This window comes from Photorhabdus akhurstii (genome assembly GCF_019090985.1).
Classification (GTDB): domain Bacteria; phylum Pseudomonadota; class Gammaproteobacteria; order Enterobacterales; family Enterobacteriaceae; genus Photorhabdus; species Photorhabdus akhurstii.
The window spans coordinates 4,415,291-4,438,949 of sequence record NZ_CP020335.1; the positions used below are offsets into that span (position 1 = coordinate 4,415,291).

Sequence of the window (23,659 nt, forward strand, 5' to 3'; positions counted from 1 at the left end):
TAAAGTACAGATGAAAATCATGTTTATATACGAAAACAATGAGGAAAAACCGACTAATTTACCTGATACAGTAAATAAATAATATAAGATAAGGCGACTTATTAGTCGCCTTCTAAGAATCATTCAGGTTGATTAATCCAAAATTTTAGATAATTCTTCACTAATCTCAGATACCTTACGAGTACCATCAATTCTAAAATATTTGGTATAATCTGCCTCTGCTTCTTTTTGATAGTAGGATACTAAAGGTGCTGTCTGTTGATGATATTCAACTAAACGTTTACGCACGATATCTTCGTTATCGTCTTTACGAACGGTCAACTCTTCACCCGTCACATCATCCTTGTTCTCCACTGCCGGCGGATTAAATTTGATGTGATAAACACGGCCAGATGGCACATGTATACGGCGCCCAATGATACGTTCAATAATCAGTTCATCAGGAACATCGAATTCCAGGACATAATCAACATTAATCCCCGCTTCTTTCATTGCATCAGCTTGGGGAATCGTACGAGGGAACCCATCCAACAAGAAACCATTGCGGCAGTCATCTTGTTTGATACGCTCTTTGACCAAAGCAATAACCAGTTCATCAGTAACCAGCTTACCATGATCCATCAGCGCTTTCGCTTTTAAACCCAATTCTGTGCCAGCCTTAACCGCAGTACGCAACATATCGCCAGTAGAAATTTGAGGGACCCCATATTTCTCCACGATGAATTGCGCCTGAGTCCCTTTACCGGCGCCCGGAGCGCCCAGCAGAATAATACGCATTGCGTAAATCCCCTTGCTAGTTAGTTTTTATATTTTCAGAAAACGAATCACCATACCATTTAGCATGGGGTTCGCTCAAGGAAACAGGTAAACGATTTCGTGATATTTTTCTGTAAAAATAAACCACGCCCCATCTTATTATTAGAGGCGTGGTTTACAATCGTTATCAAGAAATATAGTTAAATCAAGCTTTTTCAGACAATAGCAACTGATTCATACGGCGAATAAACTGATTTGGGTCTTCTAATGTGCCACGTTCGGCAAACAATGCCTGATCAAGCAACAGTTCAATCCAATCCGCAAATTGAGCCTCATCACTGATATCAGCAGCCAGTTTTACCAACTGATGATCAGGATTCAGTTCAAAATTGTACTTAACATCCGGCACTTGTTGACCAGCCGCAGCAAACAATTTCGCCATCTGCGTGCTCATTTCATCCGCATTTGTTGTCACAATTGCTGGAGTATCAGTCAGACGGTGAGTCAATTTAACCTCTTTCACGCGATCACCAAGCAGTGTTTTCACACGCTCAACAAACGGTTCCAGTTGCTTTTCAATTTCTTCCTGCTCGGCTTTGTTTTCATCTGCCAGTTTATCCAGGGACTCATCGGCTTTACTGACTGACTGGAATTTTTTACCATCAAAATCAGTGAGGTATCCCATCATCCATTCATCAATGCGCTCTGACAGCAACAGAACTTCAATACCTTTTTTACGGAACAGCTCCAAATGAGGACTGTTTTTCGCCGCAGCGTAACTGTCTGCGGTGATGTAGTAGATCTTATCCTGACCTTCGGTCAGCCTGCTAACATACTCTTCCAGAGAAACTGTCTGTGCCGAGCTATCATTATGAGTAGAAGCAAAACGCAGTAATTTAGCGATAGTTTCCTTATTGGTACTATCCTCTGCCGGACCTTCTTTCATTACCAGACCAAACTGTTGCCAGAATTGCTGGTACTTTTCTGCATCATCTTTCGCCAGTTTATCCAGCATCTGTAATGCACGTTTGGTCAATGCATTACGTAAATTACGGGTAATAGAATTATCTTGTAAAATTTCACGGGAAACATTCAGCGGCAAGTCGTTGGAGTCAATCAGGCCACGGACAAAGCGTAAATAGTTCGGCATAAACTGTTCCGCATCATCCATAATAAACACTCGCTGGACATACAATTTCAGACCGTGCTTATGCTCACGGTTCCACATATCCCACGGAGCCTGAGACGGAATATAGAGCATGCTAGTATATTCCTGTTTACCTTCTACGCGGTTATGGCTCCAGATCAGCGGATCAGAAAAATCATGAGAAATATGTTTGTAGAACTCTTTGTACTCTTCATCTGTAATTTCAGATTTACCACGAGTCCACAAAGCTTGAGCTTTATTAATCTTTTCCCAAGTTACTGTATCCTCTTCACCCTCTTCTTCGCTCTTGTTTTTGGTTTCAATTTCAACCGGCAAAGCAATATGGTCAGAGTATTTACTAATAACAGAACGCAAACGCCAGTCATTCAGGAATTCATCTTCTCCTTCACGTAAATGAAGGGTGATCTCTGTACCGCGCGTCTCTTTTTCAATATCAGCAACCGTGTAATCGCCTTCTCCGGCAGACTCCCAAAATACGCCCTGATCAATTGAAGCGCCAGCCGCACGAGTACGTACAGTGACTTTATCAGACACAATAAATGCAGAGTAAAACCCAACACCAAACTGACCAATTAACTGGCTGTCTTTAGCCTGATCTGAACCAATAGATTCCAGAAAAGCTTTTGTTCCTGATTTAGCGATTGTTCCAAGATTATCGATAACTTCATCACGAGTCATTCCAATGCCATTATCACTGATCGTGATGCTTCTCTTTTCTTTATCAAAAGAAAGACGAACGCGTAGTTCACCATCATTTTCATAAAGTTCTGGAACAGATAATGCGCGGAAACGTAATTTGTCAGCAGCATCGGAAGCGTTTGAGATTAGCTCACGAAGGAAAATCTCTTTATTGGAATAGAGTGAATGGATCATTAATTGCAGAAGTTGTTTTACTTCAGACTGAAATCCACGGGTTTCCTGACCTTTCATACTCATTTATTACCTCAATCTAAATCCAGTTCAGACAGACAAAATCAGACGATGATATGCAGATGGGGATAAATAAGTTGAATTTCAAGTTTGATTATCCAAAAGAATTATGAAGTAACTTTTGATCATAGCAATAATGAACTAAAAGGCATGCGCCACATAAATGTAGCGCCTCAAAACCTTTACGATTTGCTCTAATCTGGTTACAACACTATTCGGTCAAAACCGTAAGGCACTAACAGAAAATCAATAAGTAATCTTCTGCCGCCCGGCAATTGAATGAGACAGTGTTGTACCATCTACCATCTCAAGTTCACCACCAACTGGTACGCCATGAGCAATACGACTTGCTGTTACACCGTATTGAACGCATATCTCTGCGATATAATTGGCAGTGGCCTCTCCCTCTACTGTCGGATTAGTCGCCAGAATCACCTCTGAAATCTCTTCAGTGGCGAGCCGATCCTCAAGACGATCTAAACCAATATCCATTGGGCCAATACCATCTAATGGGGATAAATGCCCCATCAATACAAAGTAACGCCCGGCAAACTGCCCAGTTTGTTCAATAGCATGAATATCCGCAGGGCTTTCAACCACACAGATTTGACCATTTTGTTGACGGCGTGGATTAGCACAAATCGTGCACTGTTCCTGCTCGGTAAAAGTCCGGCAATATTTGCAGTGTCCAATTTCTGACATCGCTCTGGTCAATGTCTGAGCCAAACGCATTCCACCACTGCGATCACGCTGTAGCAGATGAAAAGCCATCCGCTGCCCAGATTTAGGGCCAACCCCTGGTAAACAGCGTAATGCTTCCATCAAGGATTCAAGGAGAGGACTGGTTTGCATCAGAATGGCATCTTAAAGCCTGGCGGCAGTTGCATCCCACTGGAAACACTTGCCATCTTCTCTTTCTGAGTCTCTTCAATACGACGAGCTGCGTCGTTGAATGCAGCAGCAATCAGGTCCTCCAGCATCTCTTTGTCATCTTCCATCAGGCTTGGATCGATCTCAACACGACGGCAATTATGGGCACCATTGATAGTCACTTTAACCAGACCTGCACCCGATTCACCCGTCACTTCCAGATTGGCGATCTCTTCTTGCATTTTCTGCATTTTGTCCTGCATTTGCTGGGCCTGTTTCATCAAATTGCCCAAACCACCTTTACCAAACATAGATTTCTCTCTTCGCTATGGCTACATCGTACAACAAGGTACAGATTGCAGCATGGTTAAACCGGTCGGATACTCTCTTCATCCAATTCAGCATCAAATACCTGCCGCAATGTTTGAATAGTTTTATCCGCAATAATTGATTGGCGAGCTTGTGCCAATTTCTCTTCATAAATGGCTTGTCGCCACTCCAGCGGAGTTTTCTCCGCAGGATTATCATCTTCAATAATGCTGAATTCAACCGTTGCGCCATACAACTCGCTCAAAGCCCCCGCTAATGATTTTTGTGCGAAAGCGGAATTAAGGTGACGCTGGCTCGAACGTAGGTGTAAACGGATATTATTTGCACTAATCTGCTCTTTGAACGCATTTAATGCCAATTGTTGCACCAGTTTAGGAATTTTAAGTTTACCAACTTCTGCGGCCCATTCATCTCTCTGTTTAGATTCTTCCGCTAATTTCTCTGCCAGCTCCGGTGTTTTCTCATGTTCCAAAGCTGTTCTTAAAGCCTTTGGTGTAGCCACATGAGTTTCTGTTTTCTCCTCAATATTCTTGGCACGCCAACGGTAAGCTTCTTTTTTCTCAGGTTTGTTTTCCTGTTTTTTATCTATTGATGACTGAGGTCGCTGCCCTGACACTGCGGCAAGCCGTTCCAGTGTTGAAGTTGCTGACTTCATCTTAACCGACGTAGCCGATTCAGGCTTTTTTGCTGGCGCTTGCTCTTGTTGTCGGGATAACACACTCCTTGCTTTCAGCAACTGCGCGGTTGGGCTTGATGAAAGCGCCTGAGGTATCTGAGGTTGCGACGGAGAAGTTCTATCCAATTGTGCCGGTTCATTAATATCATTAGCAGGTGGCACATCCCCCTGATCACTCTGTTTATGTTTCGGCTGTGCTGTAACTGGTGTTGTAACTGATGGTATAACCGCAGGATTTACCACCGGCGCAGCAACCTCTTCAATAACTTTTTTGGGATGAAATGCCAAAGCTCTGAACAGAGCCATTTCAACCCCCATCCTGCGCTCCGGTGCATACGGCAAGTCCCTACGACCAATCAGCAAAGTTTGGTAATAAAGTTGCAAATCTTCCGGTGAAATAGCTTTTGCCAATATGCGCAAACGACCTTCAATCGATGAAGAAACGATCTCTGGTTGGGAAGGTAATAGTTGGAGCATTGCAATCCGATGTAGCAATGAAAGGATCTCTACCAACAAATCTTCCCAGTCAGCACCACGTGAAGCAACTTGTTCCACCAATGCCATAACCTGCTGACCGTCAGCTCGAATCAATGCTTCAATAATTGATAACGGTTGCTCATCATCTAATGTTCCTAGCATCAAGCTAACTATTTCGGCTGTTACCTGGCCCTGCCCGATAGCAATAGCCTGATCTGTTAGACTCAACGCATCACGCATGCTGCCATCAGCAGCGCGAGCCAATAGCTGACGAGCACGGCTGTCACTCTCTATATGTTCAGCTTTAAGAATACGTTCAAGCTGATCGCTTATTTGACCAATATCCAGCGATTTGAGATGGAACTGCAAGCAACGGGAAAGAATGGTCACTGGCAATTTTTGCGGATCAGTCGTTGCCAGTAGAAATTTCACATGCTCAGGCGGCTCTTCCAACGTTTTCAATAACGCATTGAAGCTGTGGCGGGAAAGCATATGCACTTCATCAATCAGGTAGACTTTAAAACGCCCACGAGCCGGAGCATATTGCACGTTATCTAGCAATTCACGCGTGTCTTCGACTTTGGTACGGGAAGCCGCATCAATTTCAATTAAATCGACAAATCGCCCCTGTTCAATTTCAAGGCAATTAACACATTTACCACAAGGCTCATCAGTAATACCCGTTTCACAATTTAGCCCTTTGGCAAACAAACGGGCGATCGTTGTTTTCCCGACACCTCTCGTGCCAGAAAATAAGTAGGCGTGATGAAGCCGACCGTGGGCAAGACCATTAGCCAACGCAGTCAGGATATATTCCTGACCAATGACATCAGAAAATATTTGTGGGCGCCACTTACGGGCAAGTACCTGATAGCTCATTGATACCGGGAAAATCGAATACAGTTGGGTACCATGCTAACACAGCCTCACTACAGACAGCGAGGCCGATATGTTAGTAATACGAAAATAAGTAGATTAATGATCTGGGAATTCAAGTAGAGTAAAACTACTTACACCTTGTTTTTGCAGACGCTCAGCACCGCCTAAACCAAGCAAACCAATAATAAAGGCCGCTTCAAAAACTTCACCGCCTAAGCGACGGATTAAACGAACAGTGGCTTCAACCGTTCCCCCCGTTGCCAGCAAATCATCAATAACCAACACCTTATCGTTTTCTTTTACGCTATCTTTATGCATTTCCAACTTATCAGCGCCATACTCTAGATCGTACGTTTCACTCAATGTTTCCCGAGGTAGTTTGCCCGCTTTACGAACAGGAACAAAACCAACACCAAGACGTAACGCAACCGGAGCGCCAAACAGAAAACCGCGAGCTTCTGTGCCAACAACTTTTGTAATGCCTTTGTCTTGATATCGCGCTACCAGAAGATCAATTGTCATTTGGTAGGCAAGAGGGTTATCCAATAAAGTAGTAATATCACGAAAAAGAATCCCTGGTTTCGGGTAATCAGGAATCGTTTCAATGCTGTCTTTAATAAATTGCAGTTGCTGCGCGTTTGCGGTCATAATCGGGCCAATGATGAGTAGAACACGGAGGTTCTAAAATCTATGTAAACTGATAGAAAAAAGCAACTGATGAACACGCATCAGCCTACTTTTTGTCGTCCCAGATTAATTCTGCTTCGCAAGACATAACCATTTTAGGGTATAAATGAATACACAGCCGTTATTAAATTTACTCGAAAAACAGGTCGATATACTGGCAGAAGAGATAGCACCATTAGCTGACACGCCATTCTCTACTGCCCGGTTTGATCAGGCTTTATTTAACCGACATAGCGATAAACTCCGAGGCTATCTACAAGAAGTCAGGCACAACATGGAACAACTCAAAGAGTGTGTTCAGGATCACCGAACCGAACAGGTCGCATTTCTAACTGAACGCCTAGTTGCCCAAATAGAGGCATTAAAGCGTGAATTGTCCACCCAATCATTAAGAAAAAAAGAGAGCCGATTTGAACATAAACAACAAGCTACTGACCTGTATCACAAACTGGCTGAACATCAGGATTATGAACGCCGTCTACTCGCAATGATCAATGATAGAGAGCTAAAATTGAATCAACAAACTACACTTAGTCATCAACAAAAAATACAGAAAGAAATCGCGGCATTAGCCGGAAGGCTAGCACGTTGCCGTCAATCTCTGATGCGAATTGAAAAATCAATCGAATACAAAGAGAACATGGACTAACGATTCAGATGAGGAATGTTTTATGTCCGTCGAACATGCACCACCCGAAGTTCAACTTGCTGTTGATCTGATCTATTTACTGGAATGCAATGAAATCACTCCTGAAATCGCCCTCGCCGCACTGGAAATAGTCAAACACGACTATCAAGCAAAATTAGCGAAGCAATCACCGTCGACAAAGGAGTATTGAGCCATTTACTTCAACACCTTAATAGATACCCTGATCGATACTATAAGAGATTCACATTTGTCTTAAGTATGTGGTCATACATTCATATCAATATCAGCCTTTGCAAAATTTCAAACGGCTTTATATCGTCACTCGCTCTTTCCGCTATTTCGTTTAAGAAACGTTGAAGAATAATCATCCGCAGCAATTCGAGTGCAAAGCGGTTCCCATTCACAACCTACACAAGCGGCTCTTATGATCCCGCGATTAAAAGCCCATCGAGCCCGTTCTAAATAGGTTTCATCAAGCCTCAACGTATGACCTACCTCAATTGATCGGCCCATAAGAGAACCAATGGCTTCCAAAGCTCGACCATCCCGGACAATAACACTCTCGCCAAAACAATGAGGTTTGTCTTCTCCAAGCAAAGGAATACATATGTCATCCGGCCCTGCCACAATCAGAATATCTTCATCCCGAATTCGAGGAATAATCCTATTATAATTTTCAACAAAATCAGGGGAATATCCGTTGCCTGCGTAGGTAAGAATACACAAAAGGTGATGACCTCTCAGAGATATTGTCATTATTGCGCTCCCGAATGTGATCAGATGTTGCATTTTTATACAACCAATGCTATATGATTAATACTGACCATCAATAGATCAGTTTTTCTAATATAAAGAAAATCGGCTAGGAATCGACTACTATGTCGTCACGGTGGGTATCAAACGAGCTTGTCAAATTATCATCAGAAAGCTTGCAGGCAATCATAGATAACAAGATTCCAGCAGCGATGATAGATGATTTTGCAACTAAAGAAGAAGCAGAACAGCTTTCGTCTGCAATACTGAGCATGAAGGCAAAGCCATATGAGTTTGGAAGGCCGGGGTCTTATTTAGGAAATCCACTCGCTCATTACCGTAATCGACCAAAAGAGCAATATTTCGCTCAAGTTAGCGTAGCTGAACAAGATCTCACCCAAATTATCAATCAAGCTTTTGATCCAGTTGCTCGGTTCATACGATATATCAATCACGATACAAATTTCAGCATTTCGGTCGCTGAAGAACCGGGATTTGGCCCCTATTTTGCCGGTATCGTCCGGATTATCTCCGGTGGTTCGGATCTACATGTGGACTACGCACCTACTTTTGCGAAAGGAAATTTAGTCGTCGGAGATATATCGACTCAACTTGCCTGGAACCTCTATATTTTATCTCCCTCTCAGGGAGGAGAAACCGTGATCTATAACCAACCATTCAAGAGTACTGTCGTTGATAAAACGTACAAACCGTATGATCGTGCTTTATTGGTTGATTGTGAGTCTTTCACTTTCCGACCTCAAGTTGGCTCTGTCGTCATTTTCAACACCAGTAACCCTCATATTATCCTGCCTGCAAGCAGCAATCGCATTGCAACAGGCTCCTTCATCGGTGTATTAAATGAGAAAAAGTTGATTTTATGGTCGTAATAGTATTTCAGTAAGATATCTGGAAGTTGAACATTAAGAGCACTTTTTCCTACCCTACCGCTATTTTATATGTTGTAACAATTATCACGAGGGAAATGTCGTGATATGCAGAAAAACTACAATTAACTGACATTATATCTTTAAGTTACCGTTGAAGGTTATCGTCCAGTCGTCTGGTCCATAATAAGCACAATGATGACACTTAAGAACGCGGTTCAAGAGTAGGGTAAGCCCGACGGACCGTCTTCGCAATCAAAATAACCAGTACGATTTTGATAATATCTCCCGGTATGAACCCAATTGAACCTGCGGCTGCTTGCCGAATGCTGATATTAGCAAATAAGGCAATCCACGGGATACCGATGACATAAACAACCATAATGCCGCCAAAGACAAGAAATACAGCTTCTTTAAAGGTATTCAGTTTTGCAAGATTCTTCTCATACAAATAGCCGATGACAAAAGCGGCAATCGGCCATGACAAAATAAAACCACCACTTGGACTGAGAAATACACTCAATCCTCCCCTCCCTCCAGACATTACCGGTAATCCAACGGAAACAAACACACAAAAGAGCAACAGTGCTAATCCACCCCGTTTCGCACCAATGATGGCACCAGCAAGCATTGCTCCCATTGACTGCGCTGTTATCGGAACGCCCACAACGGGAAGTGTCAGTGGCGGAAATAAACCCAGTGCTACGGTTAGAGAGGCAAATAGTGCTATATAAACAATATCTTTGGTAGACATTTAATCCCCCTTTCTTTTCGATAAAGCCACAACCCCTGCTTTACTTGCTGCTTGATTTATTTCTGTCAAATCCTGGATCATAGGACCGAGCTTCAATAGCAGCAGAAATATCGTCTGCCATTTTGAGCATTCGCACAATAACAGGAACTGCAATTGCAATGACACTCTTATCGAGACCTCTTGCTTTCTGCGCCTCCCGTACTTCTTCTGTAATTGACGCCAGAACAGGGATAAACCGCAAAGCAAGCGATAGAGCCAAACTCACTTTTCCAGGATTGATGCCAAGATAGTACAACCACCCAAGGCCCTTTTCCAAGGCGTCGATCATATCAGAAGAGCGAGTAGTAAGAGTGACAAGTGAGGCCAGCAATAAAAGTGAGACAAGACGAACTACCACAAGTACACCTGCGGTCCAGTGGTGTAGAAGCAATTGGACTATAAAAATAAGTACGAAGATCCATAGCGCTGACCGTAATTGCATCCAAGCAGTTTTTAATGAGATTCTGGCTAATAAGTATAAAAGTACTATGCACGCCAACGCTGCAACAGAGAGATCGATACGTGGAATAACGAAAAGTAATGTTCCCAGAATGACCAAAGCAATAATTTTAAGCCCCGGGCTAATTCTATGTACAAATGATGAACCAGGGTCATACCCAGACAGGCTCATAACATCATCCTTACGTATTCAGGAATAGCAATAGAGGGTATGTCATCAACAACAACGCGACCATCATCAAAAACCAGAACACGATCAAATCCCGCCAAAAAATCAAGGTCATGAGAAACTACAATCACAGTTTGAGATAAGTTATCGATTGCTTCAGCAACACGGCGCTTGTTTCGTAAATCCAACAAGGTTGTAGGCTCATCGAAAATAATGTAATCGGGCTCCATCACAAGGACACCAGAAATCGCAAGGAGTTGTTTCTGACCACCACTTAAAAGATGGGCAGGATGCTCCCTAAATTGAAGTAAATCATACCGAGAAAGAGCTTCCTGCGTTCTTTGCCGAATCTTGTCCTTGGTAAAACCGAGATTTTTCATTCCAAAGGCCAAATCCTCCTCAACGACTGGAAAAACGATCTGATTGTCAGGATTCTGGAATACGAAACCAACCTTACGTCGGATCGCCTTACCCTCTGTTCTGGTGTTCAAACCATCCACCAAAACATCACCACTTTTCGGTACCAATAATCCATTAAGAAGACGTGCAAATGTACTTTTGCCACAACCGTTACTACCTATGATGGCAATCCGTTTTTCCTTAAGCTGCAAATTTAACTCTTTCAATATTACTCGCTCGCCATAGGCATGCGTCACATTTCGTACTTCCAACATAGATGGTTATCTCTTAACATTGCAGCCAGCAACTTAACACTACTCCTACTTAGCACTGTGTCTGCCTACAGAATCCGTAGGGAAAATTCAATCAATATACTGATTTCAGCGTTATCAACCAGTTCCAACTTGCTGATATCACAAGCTCCTGTTCCACCCTTCTAAATTTAATCAGTACATTTTATACAGTCAGAATCTTAAAAATTTACCTTAAGTTATAGCTTTTCTTTGACCTCTTCCCTAACAAAACCGGCAACAGCATCTGATATTAGAAATATTTTCAACTTAGTTTCTCTGTCTCATCTCTTATATAGCAGCAGATAAACAAAGAGCATAAGATAATGATTTTTTGCCATTAGCCACATTGTTAGCAATTACCAAAATAGAATTCACCTCTATTATTCTGGTTCTTCATTTTTCAGCAACTTTCATATGCTCACTATATTTAAGCATATCGATAAAACTATCTACTAACGACTCCGCTTCTTTCTGAATATCAAAACTATCTGGCGCAAATAACCAGTTTTCCAGCAAGCCCGTTATCAATCCTCTTAACATGATAGCCGCTCGCCGCAGATGAAGATTATAAGGAAGCTGGCCTGATGCAATACAACTAGAAAGAGACTCTTCAATACGAACATAGTCTGCAACACACAGCTCCTGACGGACTTCCACCAAGGCAGACATTTCACCAACAAACTCACATTTGTGGAAAAAAATCTCCATTAATAGCCGGTTTTTCGGATCGTCAATGACCGACGTCAGGATATGGATGATTAAAGTTCTTAAAATCAGGAGTGGATTATTAGGATATTTTGCTTGATACTCTTTTTCTAATTCGTCAATCTTAGAATCTGTTATTCTACAGGCTTCGGAAAACAGGTCTACTTTATTTTTAAAGTGCCAGTAAATTGCCCCTCGGGTTACGCCGGCCGTTGTGGCAATATCTGTCAGTGAAGTAGCAGAGACACCGCGCTCAGAAAACTCTTTTATAGCTGCGTCTATAATCTGTTGCCGGGTCTCCTCAGCCTGTTGTTTAGTTTTTCGTGCCATACACTCTAATTTTAACCTAAAATGGATTTACATACATTCACGTATGTTTGTATTATAGCATGCTGTTATTAATGGAGTAATGGTTTTACGGATTGAAGGGTCAACATCTAAAAATATTGAGGTTTACTTATGCGAATAAACAGGGGAGTTTTGCCTCTGGCTACAATACTGGTATTCTCAGGCAGCTTAGCTCTTTCAGGATGTAACGACAAAGACTCTCAGCAAGCTGCTGGGAATCAACAGGCTCCTGAAGTCGGTATCGTGACGCTGAAAAATGAACCTCTGATGGTCACGACAGAACTTCCAGGCCGAACGTCAGCCTTCCGCATTGCAGAAGTTCGTCCACAAGTAAGTGGTATAATTCTGAAACGAAATTATAAAGAAGGTAGCGATGTAAAAGCAGGCACATCTTTATATCAGATAGATCCAGCAACTTACCAGGCTACCTATGACAGTGCTAAAGCTGATTTGGCAAAAGCTCAAGCTAATGCAGAGATCACACGCTTGACAGTGAACCGATATAAGTCACTGTTAGGTACAAACTATGTTAGTCAACAGGAATTTGATAAAGCCAGCGCTGACTATGCTGAAGCGAATGCTATAGTACAGGCAGCAAAAGCGGCTGTAGAGACTGCCCGTATCAATTTGGCATATACCAAAGTTACAGCGCCGATTAGTGGTCGTTCCGGCAAATCGACTATAACTGAAGGCGCTCTTGTTTCTGTTGGTCAACCAACAGCACTGACAACTGTTCAACAACTAGATCCAATTTATGTGGATGTCACTCAGTCAAGTGATGATTATCTGCGCCTTAAAAGTGAAATCGCCAAAGGTGTTGTGCAGAAAGGGGACAGTAAGGCTAAAGTTCACCTGATCATGGAGAATGGTAAAAATTACAGTGAAACAGGCTATTTGGAATTCTCTGATATCGCTGTAGATGAAACAACGGGCTCTATCACTATCCGTGCAATATTCCCTAATCCAAATGAAGAGTTACTGCCAGGCATGTTTGTTCGAGCAAAACTGGAAGAGGGTATTCGCCGGGATTCAATACTCGTTCCTCAACAAGGAGTTACCCGTACACCTCGTGGTGAAGCTACTGTCATGGTGGTTGGTGCAGACGAAAAAGTCGAACCACGCGTTATCACCGCTAACCAAGCTATTGGTGATAAATGGCTAGTAACTTCCGGTCTGAAAGCAGGTGATCGGGTCATTGTTACTGGTTTGCAAAAAATTAAACCCGGCATCCCGGTTAAAGCAGCAGAAGTAGACTTAAATGCAAAATCTGCTGCGAACCAAACTGAACCTGCGAAAAAGTCTTAATTTAGGAGTCGGTGATTCATGCCTAAGTTTTTTATAGATCGGCCAATCTTTGCATGGGTAATCGCAATTATCACCATGCTGGCTGGGCTGCTGGCAATTATGAAATTACCCGTGGCGCAATACCCTACTATCGCACCACCGGCGATTTCTATCGCTGCAACTTATCCCGGCGCAGATGCCACCACTGTACAAAACACAGTTACTCAGGTTATCGAACAGAACATGAATGGTATCGACAACCTGGTTTATATGTCTTCCGACAGTGATTCTGCTGGAAACATGAATATCACACTAACCTTTGAAGCAGGTACTAACCCCGACATTGCACAGGTACAGGTGCAAAACAAGCTGCAACTCGCTATGCCTCTGTTACCACAAGAAGTACAACAGCAAGGGATACGTGTAGATAAGTCCACAACCTCTTTCCTAATGGTTGCCGGATTCATCTCTGAAGATGGTTCCATGTCACAGGACGATATCTCTGATTATGTTGGTGCAACTGTCAAGGACCCTTTAAGTCGCGTAACCGGTGTAGGTGACACAATGCTTTTCGGTAACCAGTATGCCATGCGTATCTGGTTAAATCCTGACAAGCTCGTTAACTACAAAATGACGACTTTAGATGTAATAAATGCAATCAAAGCGCAAAATAACCAAATAGCCGCCGGTCAATTAGGGGGAACTCCTCCCGTTCCAGGTCAACGCCTGAATGCTTCGATCATTGCTCAAACACGTCTAACCTCACCAGAAGAGTTCAGTAATATTCTCCTGCGCGTCAATACTGACGGTTCTCAAGTCCGTCTGAAAGATGTAGCAAACGTGGAACTAGGTGCAGAAAGCTACAACATCATTGCCCGCTATAACGGTAAACCTGCTGCGGGTATCGGTGTCAAACTAGCGACAGGCGCTAACGCTTTGGATACATCCAAAGCAGTAAAAGAAGCACTAAAAAATATGGAACCTTTCTTCCCTCACGGGCTGAAAATTGTCTATCCATATGACACCACACCATTCGTTAAAATCTCTATTAACGAAGTGGTAAAAACACTGGTTGAAGCAATTATGCTAGTGTTCGTGGTAATGTACCTATTTCTCCAAAATTTCCGCGCAACACTCATTCCAACCATTGCGGTTCCAGTCGTACTCTTAGGAACATTTGCGATACTCGCTACATTTGGCTATTCAATAAATACATTAACCATGTTTGCTATGGTTCTTGCCATTGGCTTACTGGTAGATGATGCCATTGTTGTTGTAGAAAACGTTGAACGTGTTATGCAGGAAGAAGGTCTATCGCCAAAAGAAGCAACCAGGAAATCAATGGGACAAATCCAAAGCGCCTTGGTTGGTATTGCAATGGTGCTGTCTGCTGTATTTATCCCAATGGCCTTCTTCGGCGGTTCAACCGGTGCAATTTATCGTCAATTCTCGATTACTATCGTATCTGCAATGGTACTCTCTGTGCTGGTAGCCTTAATCCTGACACCAGCTCTATGTGCCACTATGTTGAAACCCATTGCCAAAGGTAGCCACGGTAAGCAGACCGGCGTCTTTGGCTGGTTCAACCGCATATTTGACAAAAGTACCCACCACTATACTGACAGTGTTGGTCGTATTCTACGCAATACAGGCCGTTATCTGGTAATTTATGTATTCCTAGTGGCTGGTATGGCTGTCATGTTCACGCGTTTACCATCTTCCTTTCTTCCTGAAGAAGATCAGGGAGTATTGCTGACAATGGTTCAATTACCTGCGGGGGCGACACAGGAACAAACAGAGAAAGTTCTGGATAAAATAAGCGATTACTTCAATACAGAAGAAAAAGATCGTGTGGTTTCTGTATTTACCGTCAGCGGCTTTGGTTTTAGTGGTCAAGGGCAAAACACTGGGTTGGGCTTTATAAGCCTGAAAGACTGGAGTGAACGTCCTGGCGCTGAAAACAAAGTACCTGCGATTGTTGCCAGGGCTAGCGCTCACTTCCAGAAAATCAAAGAAGGTATGGTTTTTGCGTTTAACATCCCGGCAATTGTAGAGTTAGGTTCAGCAACCGGCTTTGATTTTGAATTAATTGATAAAGCAAACCTTGGACATGACAAACTGACAGAAGCTCGTAACCAATTACTTGGCATGATACAACAGCATCCAGATATGTTAGTAGGTGTTCGTCCTAATGGTCAGGAAGATACTCCTCAATATCGGCTCAGAATTGATCAGGAAAAAGCTGAAGCTCTCGGTGTTTCCATTGCTGATATTAACTCAACACTCAGCACGATGTTTGGTAGTAACTATGTGAACGACTTTATTGATCGCGGTCGCGTCAAAAAAGTTTACGTTCAGTCGGAAGCACCTTATCGTATGTTGCCAAGTGATATCTACAAGCTGTATGTCCGTAACAAACAAGGTGAAATGGTTCCATTTTCTGCCTTTATAGATACATCCAAAGAACCCTGGACCTACGGCTCACCACGTCTGGAACGTTACAACGGTTTACCATCAATGGAAATTCTGGGTGAAGCAGCTCCAGGTAAAAGTACCGGCGATGCAATGGCCCTGATGGAAGAGCTGGCATCCAAGCTACCGAATGGGATCGGTTTCGATTGGACAGGTATGTCCTATCAAGAACGCCTATCCGGTAATCAGGCTCCAGCTCTGTATGCATTATCGTTGATAGTGGTATTCCTCTGTCTGGCAGCACTATATGAAAGCTGGTCAATTCCATTCTCAGTTATGTTAGTAGTACCATTGGGTATTGTTGGGGCCTTGTTGGCAACAACATTCCGCGGTTTGGATAACGATGTTTATTTTAAAGTTGGCTTATTAACCACTATCGGGTTGTCGGCGAAGAACGCGATACTCATCGTTGAATTCGCTAAGGATCTGATGGAAAAAGAAGGCAAGGGGTTGATAGAAGCTACGCTAGATGCGGTAAGAATGCGTCTTCGCCCAATCCTAATGACATCACTAGCATTTATGTTAGGTGTTATTCCCCTAGTACTGAGTAATGGTGCAGGTTCTGGCTCTCAAAACGCGGTGGGTACTGGGGTATTAGGCGGAATGATTGCAGCAACCTCGCTAGCAATCTTTTTCGTGCCAGTATTCTTTGTGGTTATAAGACGACGTTTCAGTAAGAAAGCGGAGGAGATTGAACCTGCGTCAGAATCTCATTAATGCTACCAACAATAACCAGAAGGCCGTCAGATCGGCCTTCTTAATATAATAGTTGCTTCCACCTGGCAAGATTCTGATCATTAACCTATCCGCTTAATCTTTAAGTAATTTTGTTTAAATTTAATTATGATCACCACTTATGAGTATAAAATAGCTTTAAAAATCCAAGCATTAGTGACTTTAATAAAATTAATATGAAAGTTGTCGGACAAAAATTACTTTATCTTTTTTTACACTAAATGACAAAAAACAATACCAGCACATAGTGACTTATGTAATAATGATGTTATATTCATTGATTATTGTAGCCATCAGGCTATAATCTGCCGTTACTGGTATCTGAGAGTAATACTGTTTTATATAAACCTACATATTAACTCACACATACTAGCCGATATTTATAGTTTATTGAGTTAAGGTATGAATTTTTGTTAAGAGCTGATCCTGATTTACTAGAAGAAAATCAGAGCTATCTGTAAAAAAGATAAATAATCCCAAAGAACGATTATAGATACATAATAATAATCTCTCGAAAAAAATTTTATAATACGTGTATATGCTTAGTGTTTAACTCAAAAAATTAAGTAATGGCATATACTGGAAGATCAACATAGCATGGATGAATATTCACTCAAGATGACATAATATTGATGAATTAAAATGCTTATGTGAGAATCTAAGGCAAGAGGTACGTCTAGTACAAAGTACACAGAGATGAGACTGGTTGTGAAAATAATTTTTACATCTCAGAATAATTTAGAGCTAAACAAATAGAACGAATACATATCAACTTTCGTTTAGTACTTTAAAATAAAATATTCTGATGATTTCAACCTTCTCTCTTGAATTGATAAATGTATTGATAATACATATACTTACAAATCTCTTGGAAACAAATTAAGATTAGCGTTTCCAGACTTGTGGAATGGTAAAAACTAATGAACGCTCAATCAGCGTCCTGTTACAGGATTTAAGTTGTTCCTTGAGCAAAATTTGATTGAATATTTCCCTCAATAATTTTTTATATATGTTAAATAAGAAAGGCGATTATGACTAAAACTGATTATCTGATGCGTTTAAGAAAATGCACCACGATTGATACACTAGAACGTGTGATTGAAAAGAACAAATATGAACTTTCAGGAGATGAACTTGAACTATTCTACTCTGCTGCGGATCACCGCCTAGCTGAGCTGACCATGAATAAACTGTATGATAGAATTCCACCTTCAGTATGGAAATACGTTCGCTAAACTAAAATAGTCTTTATCAGATAGAAAGTGATCCGAGCCGGTAAAGTGCTATCGGCTTATTTAGATCATCTATGTATTTAGGTTATCAATGAAAATTGGCGAGGGCTCTGCCAGCGACATCCCGGCACACACATCCCCTGCTATGGCTGCTTCCTTCCGGACCTGACCAAGTTAACAAGTTAGCGTTGCGGGAGAACCAACAGAGCCCCCATTGTGACGTGTTGCTTTAACTTCAAAGCGGTGCCATTATCATTCATACCTACTCAAATAGCAAGACAAGCAGGCCCGAATGCTGATTTATTGCACATTACAAGTGAATACAATTAAGGAAATGTATTATCTAACGGCTTTCAACGTAATTTCGATATTTTTAGTCTTCCCATTATTAATCACTTCATACGCTGTATCTGTAACAAACATCAATCGACTATGCAGCGAAACAGAAGCACTGACAACAATGCGTGCACCCGGCTTAATTTTGTCTGATTGATAAGGCAAAACAAAATGGAAAGGCGATTGTTTCCCTCCTAAACGCTCAACCTTCTGAGACAGAGTAACTGAAGGTGCATCAAGCAAAGATACATCAGATAAAGCCACTGTCAGAACAGCATCTGCTGGCAATGCTATACGCTGTAGTATATTAATATTGCCTTCAACAAAAGAGCGTTTCATTGGATTTTCAATCTTTTCCACCTGAGTATCTACTACCTCAGCACCTTGAGCATTACACCCAACCAAAGCAACCGCTAGTAGTACACCAACGGGGAGTTGCCATAACTTCATATACATTCCTCCATTATTAACTAACCTCTACCCGTTATCTTTCAAGTTGCCTCTTTGTTGGCTGCGTTCACTCACCCCGGCCACATAGTTACCTATGCTCCCGGGGATTCGCTCCCTTGCCGTCGCGATGCATCTTGAAATCCATAGGGTATATATTAAACATTAAAATAAATTGAAATATCAAATCATTAAATCTAAACCATCTGGATTATAGATTAAAAAATTGAATATCAGACACCAACAAATCTCATATTCTTTATTGCACTACTGTCAGGACTTAAAACATTTACAATTTAGTTATTTATTAATCATATATTAATGAGACAATAATCATCCCTTGTACTCTCGATAACCTAATAGAAAACAAAGGCATATTATGAGCAAGTCATTACAGAATCTGATAAATTTGATGAAATTGGAAAAAATTGAGGAAGGTATTTACCGAGGGCAAAGTAAAGATCTCGGTTTTCCTCAGGTTTTCGGGGGGCAAGTGATTGGTCAGGCACTGTATGCAGCCAAACAAACCGTTGTCGATGACCGGATGGGCAACTCTTTCCATAGCTATTTCTTACGCCCCGGAGACAGCCACAAACCTATCGTCTATGATGTTGAAATTCTACGTGATGGGGGAAGTTTTAGTGCCCGGAGAGTCAGTGCCATTCAAAATGGCAAACCTATCTTTTATATGACTGCCTCATTTCAAAGTCACGAAGAAGGTTTTGAACATCAGAATATGATGCCGGATATACCATATCCAGAAGAACTTATCCCTCAGAACGAAATCGTGAAAAAGATGTCGCATCTGCTGCCACAGAAGATGCAGAATATTCTTCTCTTTCCCTGCCCGCTAGAAATGAGGCCCGTAAAATATCACAGTCCATTTAATTGCCCACCAGAAGAACCTATACGCTATGTTTGGTTCCGCAGTAATGGCAATATGCCTGATGACCCTTTTATTCATCAATATCTACTTGGCTATGCCTCCGATTTTAACTTTCTGCCAACAGCATTACAGCCACATGGTGTCGGGTTCCTTGAGAAAAATATTCAGATAGCAACAATTGACCATTCTATGTGGTTTCACCGCCCGTTTAAACTAGACGACTGGCTACTATATGCTATAGATAGTCCATCAGCTTCCGGTGCCCGTGGTTTTGTTCGGGGACAAATTTATAATCGTGAAGGGGTACTTGTTGCTTCCACTGTACAGGAAGGTCTGATTAGGAAACGCAACAGATAAATGAATAAGGCAGCAAATTAAGAAATCAGCATTGTATTTTATGGTCTTATTGCTGCCTTTTAATATTACAACTTAATTATAAGCACTCTCTCCATGAGAATTAATATCCAACCCTTCCCTTTCAACTTCAACTGTAACCCGCAGCCCTACCAACAGCTCTGCTATTTTAAAAGCAACAAAGGCAACAATGACTGACCAAACCACACAAACCAGTATACTAAAAGCCTGGATACCAACTTGCTCCAACATGGTTATACCCTCTGCATGCCCGGTTCCTCCCAAAGATTTAGCCGTAAAAACCCCAGTCAGGAGGCAACCCACGATCCCACATACGCCGTGTATACCAAATACATCACATACATCGTCAACGCGTAACCATCGTTTTAACGCCACCACCCCCCAAAGTCCGGTAAAACCCGCGATCAGGCCAATGATTAATGCACCACCAACACCCACCATTCCAGCAGCAGGTGTAATACCAACCAGTCCAGCAATACAGCCTGAACATGCCCCTAGAAGAGACGGCTTATTACGGAAAAACCATTCTGCAAAAACCCATGACAGAATGGCGGCAGCAGTCGCCACAATGGTATTTAAAAATGCCAGAGCAGCTATCTCATTAGCAGCATTAGCAGAACCCGCATTAAAACCGAACCAACCAATATAGAGCACAGCAGTACCAGTGAAAACCATCGGTAAATTATGTGGTTTAAATGCTTCTTTCCCAAAACCAGTGCGTTTTCCCAGCAAGTAAGCACCAACTAATCCAGCTACAGCAGCGTTAACATGGACAACTGTACCACCCGCAAAATCCAATGCTCCATCCTGTGAAAGTACACCACCGCCCCAAACCATATGCGCCATAGGCAGGTAAGAAAATGTCAACCACAGCACACTAAAAATTAACAAAGCCGAAAAGCGAATACGCTCCCCTAATGCACCAACAATCAAAGCAACAGTGATACAAGCGAAAGAACCCTGAAATGCCACATGAATTAGCTGATAAAAACTGCCACTTAAGTCAGTGAATGCCAAATTCTTTAGCATCATTTGACTAAAACCACCGAGAAAACCATTCCCTGGTTCAAAAGCCAAGCTGTAACCGTAAATCACCCACAACACACATACTAAAGCAAAGCTCACCATAACCTGAGCCATGAGCGATAAAACGTTTTTACTCCGTAGCAAGCCACCATAAAACAGAGCAATTCCCGGAATGGTCATAAACAGAACAAGGACTGTACAAATCATCATAAAAGCATTATCAGCTTTATCAGCAACGCCTTCCGCAGCCTGAGATAATGATGGTACACAACTGACCATAATACCGGCAGCCACTGAGAATCGTTTTTTCACATCTATCTTCTCTATCAGTAAGTTACAGTGCCGCATCATTAGTCTCTCCTGTTCTAATACGAATAGCCTGTTGTAATTCAACGACAAAAATTTTACCGTCACCAACTTTTCCAGTGAAAGCTGATTGCTGAATAGCATGAATTACTTCCTCAACTAATTCATCTGCTACAGCAATATCTATCTTTATTTTAGGTAAAAAGTTGACATTATATTCAGCTCCACGGTAAAGCTCCGCATGCCCTTTCTGACGCCCAAATCCTTTTACCTCTGTTATGGTCAACCCCTGAACACCAAGATTAGAGAGAACTTCCCGAATATCCTCTAATTTGAATGGTTTTATAATTGTCGTAATGAGCTTCATATATCCCCTTTCCATCCGGCTATTATGTTTGCAATAAGGAAATAGCAAAGGGTGTGCCAGAAACTAAAAGAATATAAAAATCAAATAATAATAAAGAAAATAAAAATTCTGGAGAAGTAAGAAGGAGGGAGAGTAGCGGATATACTCTCCCAGAGTGCACCTAATCAGTGCAAGCCTGATTAAATTAGTACCTCTTTTTCAGAGATTGTGCCACATTCATTTAGTGTCTCACCGACTTGTTGCAATTGATACATCTGATAATAACGTCCACACCTCGCCAATAATTGCTGATGGCATCCCTGTTCAACAACTGCACCACGATGTAGCACCAGAATGGTATCAGCTTCCACAATAGTAGACAGGCGGTGAGCAATCACGATCAACGTCGTTTGCTGACGAATCAACCTCAAAGCCTGTTGTACCATCTGTTCTGTACTAGAATCAATGTTTGCAGTCGCTTCATCAAGGATCAAAATTTGTGGCGTTTGCACTAACACTCTCGCCATAGCAAGCAACTGTTTTTGACCAGCCGACAACGTATTACCCTGCTCTCCCAAAATAGTATGAAGTCCATTAGGTAATGTACGTACTAACTCAGCTAATTGCACGGTTTCCAATACCTGCCAAACTTTCTCTTCTGAGATATTCCGGCCAAGCGTAATATTATCAAAAAAAGAATCAGCAAGAACGACCGGGTCCTGCTGAACCATCGCTATACCATTGCGTAGTACCGAATGAGACAGGGATGATACAGGCCGACCATCGAGGTAAATTTCCCCTTTCTGCCACGGATAATATCCCATCAGTAAATTTGCCAACGTACTTTTACCACTACCGGTATGACCAACCAAAGCAACAAAACCATGAGCCGGAACCTGTAAATTGATGTCTTGTAAAACTACTTTGTCATCCCGATAAGAAAAGCTAACATTTTCTATATCAATTCGACCGCTAGACAGTGGCTGATTATCCATGCCATAGCCTTGTTGAGGACTATCCATTAATTCAAATATTCTCTCACCAGCAACCACAGCCTGCTGCAAGATAGATTGCTGGGAGGTCAACTCAATGAGTGGTTCATTCAATCGTGCCAAGTAATCGATAAAGGCATACAACACCCCAACACTAATTACGCCGATTCCATTAAAACCAAATAGCATGATAAGGCCACACAGTACCATAGCTGACACAAAATTCAGTAATGGTCGTAATAAAAGCCCGTCTAACCGTAGTGCCTGCATTCTTGCTTGATAATGAGCAAGATTAGTTGCCAGCATTCGTTCACCAAAACGGGCCTGCTGCCGGAATTGTTGGATGACACTCATTCCATTGATAATCTCGTTAAAATTATCATTAACGTCAGCTAAATAACTACGTACCTGTCGGACAATTGGTGTACTTAGATACTGATATATCGCCATAACAATTAATACGATAGGAAAAATAAGAATTGCAATCAATGCCATACGCCATTCCAGTACAAACATGGCAATCAACATAGCGCTAATTAATGCTATACCACGGAATATCGTAGGGACCACATTGACATAAAGATCTAGAACAGCCTCTGTATCATTCGTTACACGAGAAATTAATTGCCCTACTGGTTGATTATCAAAAGCACTCAAAGGCTGACGCAATGCCGCATTCATCACATCAGTACGAAGTTGACGAACAACATCAACTGATATTTGATTGAACAATAAAGCCTGGAAATAGTGTAATACAGCGGTGATCAGTTGCAGAGCAATAAAGGCTACAGCCAAGCCAATAACCAATCCAATGGGCATATTACCTGTTGCAACCATATTATCGATAAAATAACAAATTAGAACAGGACCACTTACCTCCGCAATTGCAGCCACCCACAACATAAGTACCGCCAGCACCAGCAGCTTACGATAATCTTTCCCATAAACCAGCAAACGTTTCAGAGACGGCCACAATTGACGAACCTTAGTCATC

The 23,659-nt window shown here is 42.0% G+C and carries 22 protein-coding genes and 1 other RNA gene; 7 read left to right on the plus strand and 16 right to left on the minus strand.

The features are described from left to right. Window positions 1-132: 132 nt before the first annotated feature. The 6 genes from adk to apt all read right to left on the minus strand — a co-directional run bounded on the left by adk (window position 133) and on the right by apt (window position 6,734). Complete coding sequence (gene adk, locus B0X70_RS18905) at window positions 133-777, minus strand: adenylate kinase (RefSeq protein ID WP_036775173.1); 645 nt, start codon at window positions 775-777, stop codon at window positions 133-135. 184 nt (window positions 778-961) lie between these two features. Continuing rightward, the gene (gene htpG / locus B0X70_RS18910) at window positions 962-2,854 is read right to left on the minus strand and encodes a molecular chaperone HtpG (RefSeq protein ID WP_181147765.1); all 1,893 of its coding nucleotides are present in this window, start codon (window positions 2,852-2,854) and stop codon (window positions 962-964) included. A 246-nt stretch (window positions 2,855-3,100) separates the two neighbouring features. Continuing rightward, on the minus strand, window positions 3,101-3,706 hold the full coding sequence (gene recR / locus B0X70_RS18915) for a recombination mediator RecR (RefSeq protein WP_040150051.1): 606 nt from the start codon (window positions 3,704-3,706) through the stop codon (window positions 3,101-3,103). After that, window positions 3,706-4,035: a YbaB/EbfC family nucleoid-associated protein gene (locus B0X70_RS18920; RefSeq protein ID WP_021323842.1), complete on the minus strand. Its 330-nt coding sequence runs from the start codon at window positions 4,033-4,035 to the stop codon at window positions 3,706-3,708. The genes recR and B0X70_RS18920 overlap by 1 nt, the downstream gene beginning before the upstream one ends. Before the next feature lie 56 nt (window positions 4,036-4,091). Next, complete coding sequence (gene dnaX / locus B0X70_RS18925; protein ID WP_110085828.1) at window positions 4,092-6,086, minus strand: DNA polymerase III subunit gamma/tau; 1,995 nt, start codon at window positions 6,084-6,086, stop codon at window positions 4,092-4,094. Window positions 6,087-6,182: 96 nt separating this feature from the next. Beyond that, a complete protein-coding gene (apt, locus tag B0X70_RS18930) occupies window positions 6,183-6,734 on the minus strand; it encodes an adenine phosphoribosyltransferase (RefSeq protein ID WP_036775164.1) in 552 nt (183 codons plus the stop codon). Window positions 6,735-6,879: 145 nt separating this feature from the next. On the opposite strand from apt, the gene priC reads away from it, so the two are divergent. Further along, window positions 6,880-7,422, plus strand: coding sequence for a primosomal replication protein PriC (priC, locus tag B0X70_RS18935; protein ID WP_036808903.1), 543 nt, complete (start codon window positions 6,880-6,882; stop codon window positions 7,420-7,422). A gap of 22 nt (window positions 7,423-7,444) precedes the next feature. Next, complete coding sequence (gene rsmS, locus B0X70_RS18940; protein WP_065389291.1) at window positions 7,445-7,612, plus strand: pleiotropic regulatory protein RsmS; 168 nt, start codon at window positions 7,445-7,447, stop codon at window positions 7,610-7,612. Between the two features lie 128 nt (window positions 7,613-7,740). Here the strand turns inward: rsmS and B0X70_RS18945 are convergent, their stop codons facing one another. Further along, window positions 7,741-8,178 (minus strand): DUF1284 domain-containing protein, encoded by a 438-nt coding sequence (locus tag B0X70_RS18945; RefSeq protein WP_040150173.1) that lies wholly within the window; start codon window positions 8,176-8,178, stop codon window positions 7,741-7,743. A 122-nt stretch (window positions 8,179-8,300) separates the two neighbouring features. On the opposite strand from B0X70_RS18945, the gene B0X70_RS18950 reads away from it, so the two are divergent. Beyond that, entirely contained in the window at window positions 8,301-9,065 is a 765-nt protein-coding gene (locus B0X70_RS18950) for a 2OG-Fe(II)-dependent halogenase WelO5 family protein (protein WP_217470116.1), read from the plus strand. Between the two features lie 202 nt (window positions 9,066-9,267). On the opposite strand, the gene B0X70_RS18955 is transcribed toward B0X70_RS18950, so the two are convergent. The 4 genes from B0X70_RS18955 to acrR form a co-directional block, all read right to left on the minus strand. Further along, window positions 9,268-9,816, minus strand: a complete 549-nt coding sequence (locus tag B0X70_RS18955; protein ID WP_217470117.1) for a biotin transporter BioY — start codon at window positions 9,814-9,816, stop codon at window positions 9,268-9,270. Between the two features lie 40 nt (window positions 9,817-9,856). Beyond that, entirely contained in the window at window positions 9,857-10,486 is a 630-nt protein-coding gene (locus tag B0X70_RS18960; RefSeq protein ID WP_214039649.1) for an energy-coupling factor transporter transmembrane component T family protein, read from the minus strand. Continuing rightward, on the minus strand, window positions 10,483-11,157 hold the full coding sequence (locus B0X70_RS18965; RefSeq protein ID WP_040150038.1) for an energy-coupling factor ABC transporter ATP-binding protein: 675 nt from the start codon (window positions 11,155-11,157) through the stop codon (window positions 10,483-10,485). The genes B0X70_RS18960 and B0X70_RS18965 overlap by 4 nt, the downstream gene beginning before the upstream one ends. A gap of 411 nt (window positions 11,158-11,568) precedes the next feature. Further along, the gene (gene acrR, locus B0X70_RS18970; RefSeq protein ID WP_036775150.1) at window positions 11,569-12,210 is read right to left on the minus strand and encodes a multidrug efflux transporter transcriptional repressor AcrR; all 642 of its coding nucleotides are present in this window, start codon (window positions 12,208-12,210) and stop codon (window positions 11,569-11,571) included. 129 nt (window positions 12,211-12,339) lie between these two features. Between acrR and B0X70_RS18975 the strand changes: the two genes are divergently transcribed. From B0X70_RS18975 to B0X70_RS18985, 3 genes are all read left to right on the plus strand, one after another. Beyond that, entirely contained in the window at window positions 12,340-13,533 is a 1,194-nt protein-coding gene (locus B0X70_RS18975; RefSeq protein ID WP_036808887.1) for an efflux RND transporter periplasmic adaptor subunit, read from the plus strand. Window positions 13,534-13,551: 18 nt separating this feature from the next. After that, window positions 13,552-16,701: an efflux RND transporter permease subunit gene (locus B0X70_RS18980; RefSeq protein WP_046394853.1), complete on the plus strand. Its 3,150-nt coding sequence runs from the start codon at window positions 13,552-13,554 to the stop codon at window positions 16,699-16,701. Window positions 16,702-17,750: 1,049 nt separating this feature from the next. Next, window positions 17,751-17,954, plus strand: coding sequence for an HHA domain-containing protein (locus B0X70_RS18985; protein WP_011147992.1), 204 nt, complete (start codon window positions 17,751-17,753; stop codon window positions 17,952-17,954). A gap of 105 nt (window positions 17,955-18,059) precedes the next feature. Here the strand turns inward: B0X70_RS18985 and ffs are convergent. Together ffs and B0X70_RS18995 are read right to left on the minus strand one after the other, a co-directional pair. Beyond that, an RNA gene (ffs, locus tag B0X70_RS18990) (signal recognition particle sRNA small type) lies at window positions 18,060-18,156 on the minus strand. A gap of 134 nt (window positions 18,157-18,290) precedes the next feature. Beyond that, window positions 18,291-18,737, minus strand: a complete 447-nt coding sequence (locus B0X70_RS18995) for a YbaY family lipoprotein (RefSeq protein ID WP_036775144.1) — start codon at window positions 18,735-18,737, stop codon at window positions 18,291-18,293. A 376-nt stretch (window positions 18,738-19,113) separates the two neighbouring features. Here B0X70_RS18995 and tesB point away from each other — a divergent pair, with 376 nt between their 5' ends. Next, the gene (gene tesB, locus B0X70_RS19000) at window positions 19,114-19,977 is read left to right on the plus strand and encodes an acyl-CoA thioesterase II (RefSeq protein ID WP_036808880.1); all 864 of its coding nucleotides are present in this window, start codon (window positions 19,114-19,116) and stop codon (window positions 19,975-19,977) included. Window positions 19,978-20,049: 72 nt separating this feature from the next. On the opposite strand, the gene amtB is transcribed toward tesB, so the two are convergent. The 3 genes from amtB to B0X70_RS19015 all read right to left on the minus strand — a co-directional run bounded on the left by amtB (window position 20,050) and on the right by B0X70_RS19015 (window position 23,658). Continuing rightward, window positions 20,050-21,333 (minus strand): ammonium transporter AmtB, encoded by a 1,284-nt coding sequence (amtB, locus tag B0X70_RS19005; RefSeq protein WP_418889075.1) that lies wholly within the window; start codon window positions 21,331-21,333, stop codon window positions 20,050-20,052. 22 nt (window positions 21,334-21,355) lie between these two features. Beyond that, complete coding sequence (gene glnK / locus B0X70_RS19010; RefSeq protein ID WP_036775141.1) at window positions 21,356-21,694, minus strand: P-II family nitrogen regulator; 339 nt, start codon at window positions 21,692-21,694, stop codon at window positions 21,356-21,358. A 179-nt stretch (window positions 21,695-21,873) separates the two neighbouring features. Then, a complete protein-coding gene (locus B0X70_RS19015; protein WP_040150028.1) occupies window positions 21,874-23,658 on the minus strand; it encodes a SmdB family multidrug efflux ABC transporter permease/ATP-binding protein in 1,785 nt (594 codons plus the stop codon). Between the last annotated feature and the right edge of the window lies 1 nt (window position 23,659).

Excerpts from the sequence above, each read along its gene's own strand:
- B0X70_RS18980 (WP_046394853.1), top strand. The coding sequence starts at position 13,552 with ATGCCTAAGTTTTTTATAGATCGGCCAATCTTTGCATGGGTAATCGCA.
- recR (WP_040150051.1), bottom strand. The coding sequence starts at position 3,706 with ATGCAAACCAGTCCTCTCCTTGAATCCTTGATGGAAGCATTACGCTGT.
- tesB (WP_036808880.1), top strand. The coding sequence starts at position 19,114 with ATGAGCAAGTCATTACAGAATCTGATAAATTTGATGAAATTGGAAAAA.
- B0X70_RS18975 (WP_036808887.1), top strand. The coding sequence starts at position 12,340 with ATGCGAATAAACAGGGGAGTTTTGCCTCTGGCTACAATACTGGTATTC.
- rsmS (WP_065389291.1), top strand. The coding sequence starts at position 7,445 with ATGTCCGTCGAACATGCACCACCCGAAGTTCAACTTGCTGTTGATCTG.
- B0X70_RS18945 (WP_040150173.1), bottom strand. The coding sequence starts at position 8,178 with ATGACAATATCTCTGAGAGGTCATCACCTTTTGTGTATTCTTACCTAC.
- glnK (WP_036775141.1), bottom strand. The coding sequence starts at position 21,694 with ATGAAGCTCATTACGACAATTATAAAACCATTCAAATTAGAGGATATT.
- B0X70_RS18995 (WP_036775144.1), bottom strand. The coding sequence starts at position 18,737 with ATGAAGTTATGGCAACTCCCCGTTGGTGTACTACTAGCGGTTGCTTTG.
- B0X70_RS18950 (WP_217470116.1), top strand. The coding sequence starts at position 8,301 with ATGTCGTCACGGTGGGTATCAAACGAGCTTGTCAAATTATCATCAGAA.
- htpG (WP_181147765.1), bottom strand. The coding sequence starts at position 2,854 with ATGAAAGGTCAGGAAACCCGTGGATTTCAGTCTGAAGTAAAACAACTT.
- adk (WP_036775173.1), bottom strand. The coding sequence starts at position 777 with ATGCGTATTATTCTGCTGGGCGCTCCGGGCGCCGGTAAAGGGACTCAG.
- B0X70_RS18955 (WP_217470117.1), bottom strand. The coding sequence starts at position 9,816 with ATGTCTACCAAAGATATTGTTTATATAGCACTATTTGCCTCTCTAACC.
- acrR (WP_036775150.1), bottom strand. The coding sequence starts at position 12,210 with ATGGCACGAAAAACTAAACAACAGGCTGAGGAGACCCGGCAACAGATT.
- B0X70_RS18985 (WP_011147992.1), top strand. The coding sequence starts at position 17,751 with ATGACTAAAACTGATTATCTGATGCGTTTAAGAAAATGCACCACGATT.
- B0X70_RS18965 (WP_040150038.1), bottom strand. The coding sequence starts at position 11,157 with ATGTTGGAAGTACGAAATGTGACGCATGCCTATGGCGAGCGAGTAATA.
- apt (WP_036775164.1), bottom strand. The coding sequence starts at position 6,734 with ATGACCGCAAACGCGCAGCAACTGCAATTTATTAAAGACAGCATTGAA.
- priC (WP_036808903.1), top strand. The coding sequence starts at position 6,880 with ATGAATACACAGCCGTTATTAAATTTACTCGAAAAACAGGTCGATATA.
- B0X70_RS19015 (WP_040150028.1), bottom strand. The coding sequence starts at position 23,658 with ATGACTAAGGTTCGTCAATTGTGGCCGTCTCTGAAACGTTTGCTGGTT.
- B0X70_RS18920 (WP_021323842.1), bottom strand. The coding sequence starts at position 4,035 with ATGTTTGGTAAAGGTGGTTTGGGCAATTTGATGAAACAGGCCCAGCAA.
- B0X70_RS18960 (WP_214039649.1), bottom strand. The coding sequence starts at position 10,486 with ATGAGCCTGTCTGGGTATGACCCTGGTTCATCATTTGTACATAGAATT.
- dnaX (WP_110085828.1), bottom strand. The coding sequence starts at position 6,086 with ATGAGCTATCAGGTACTTGCCCGTAAGTGGCGCCCACAAATATTTTCT.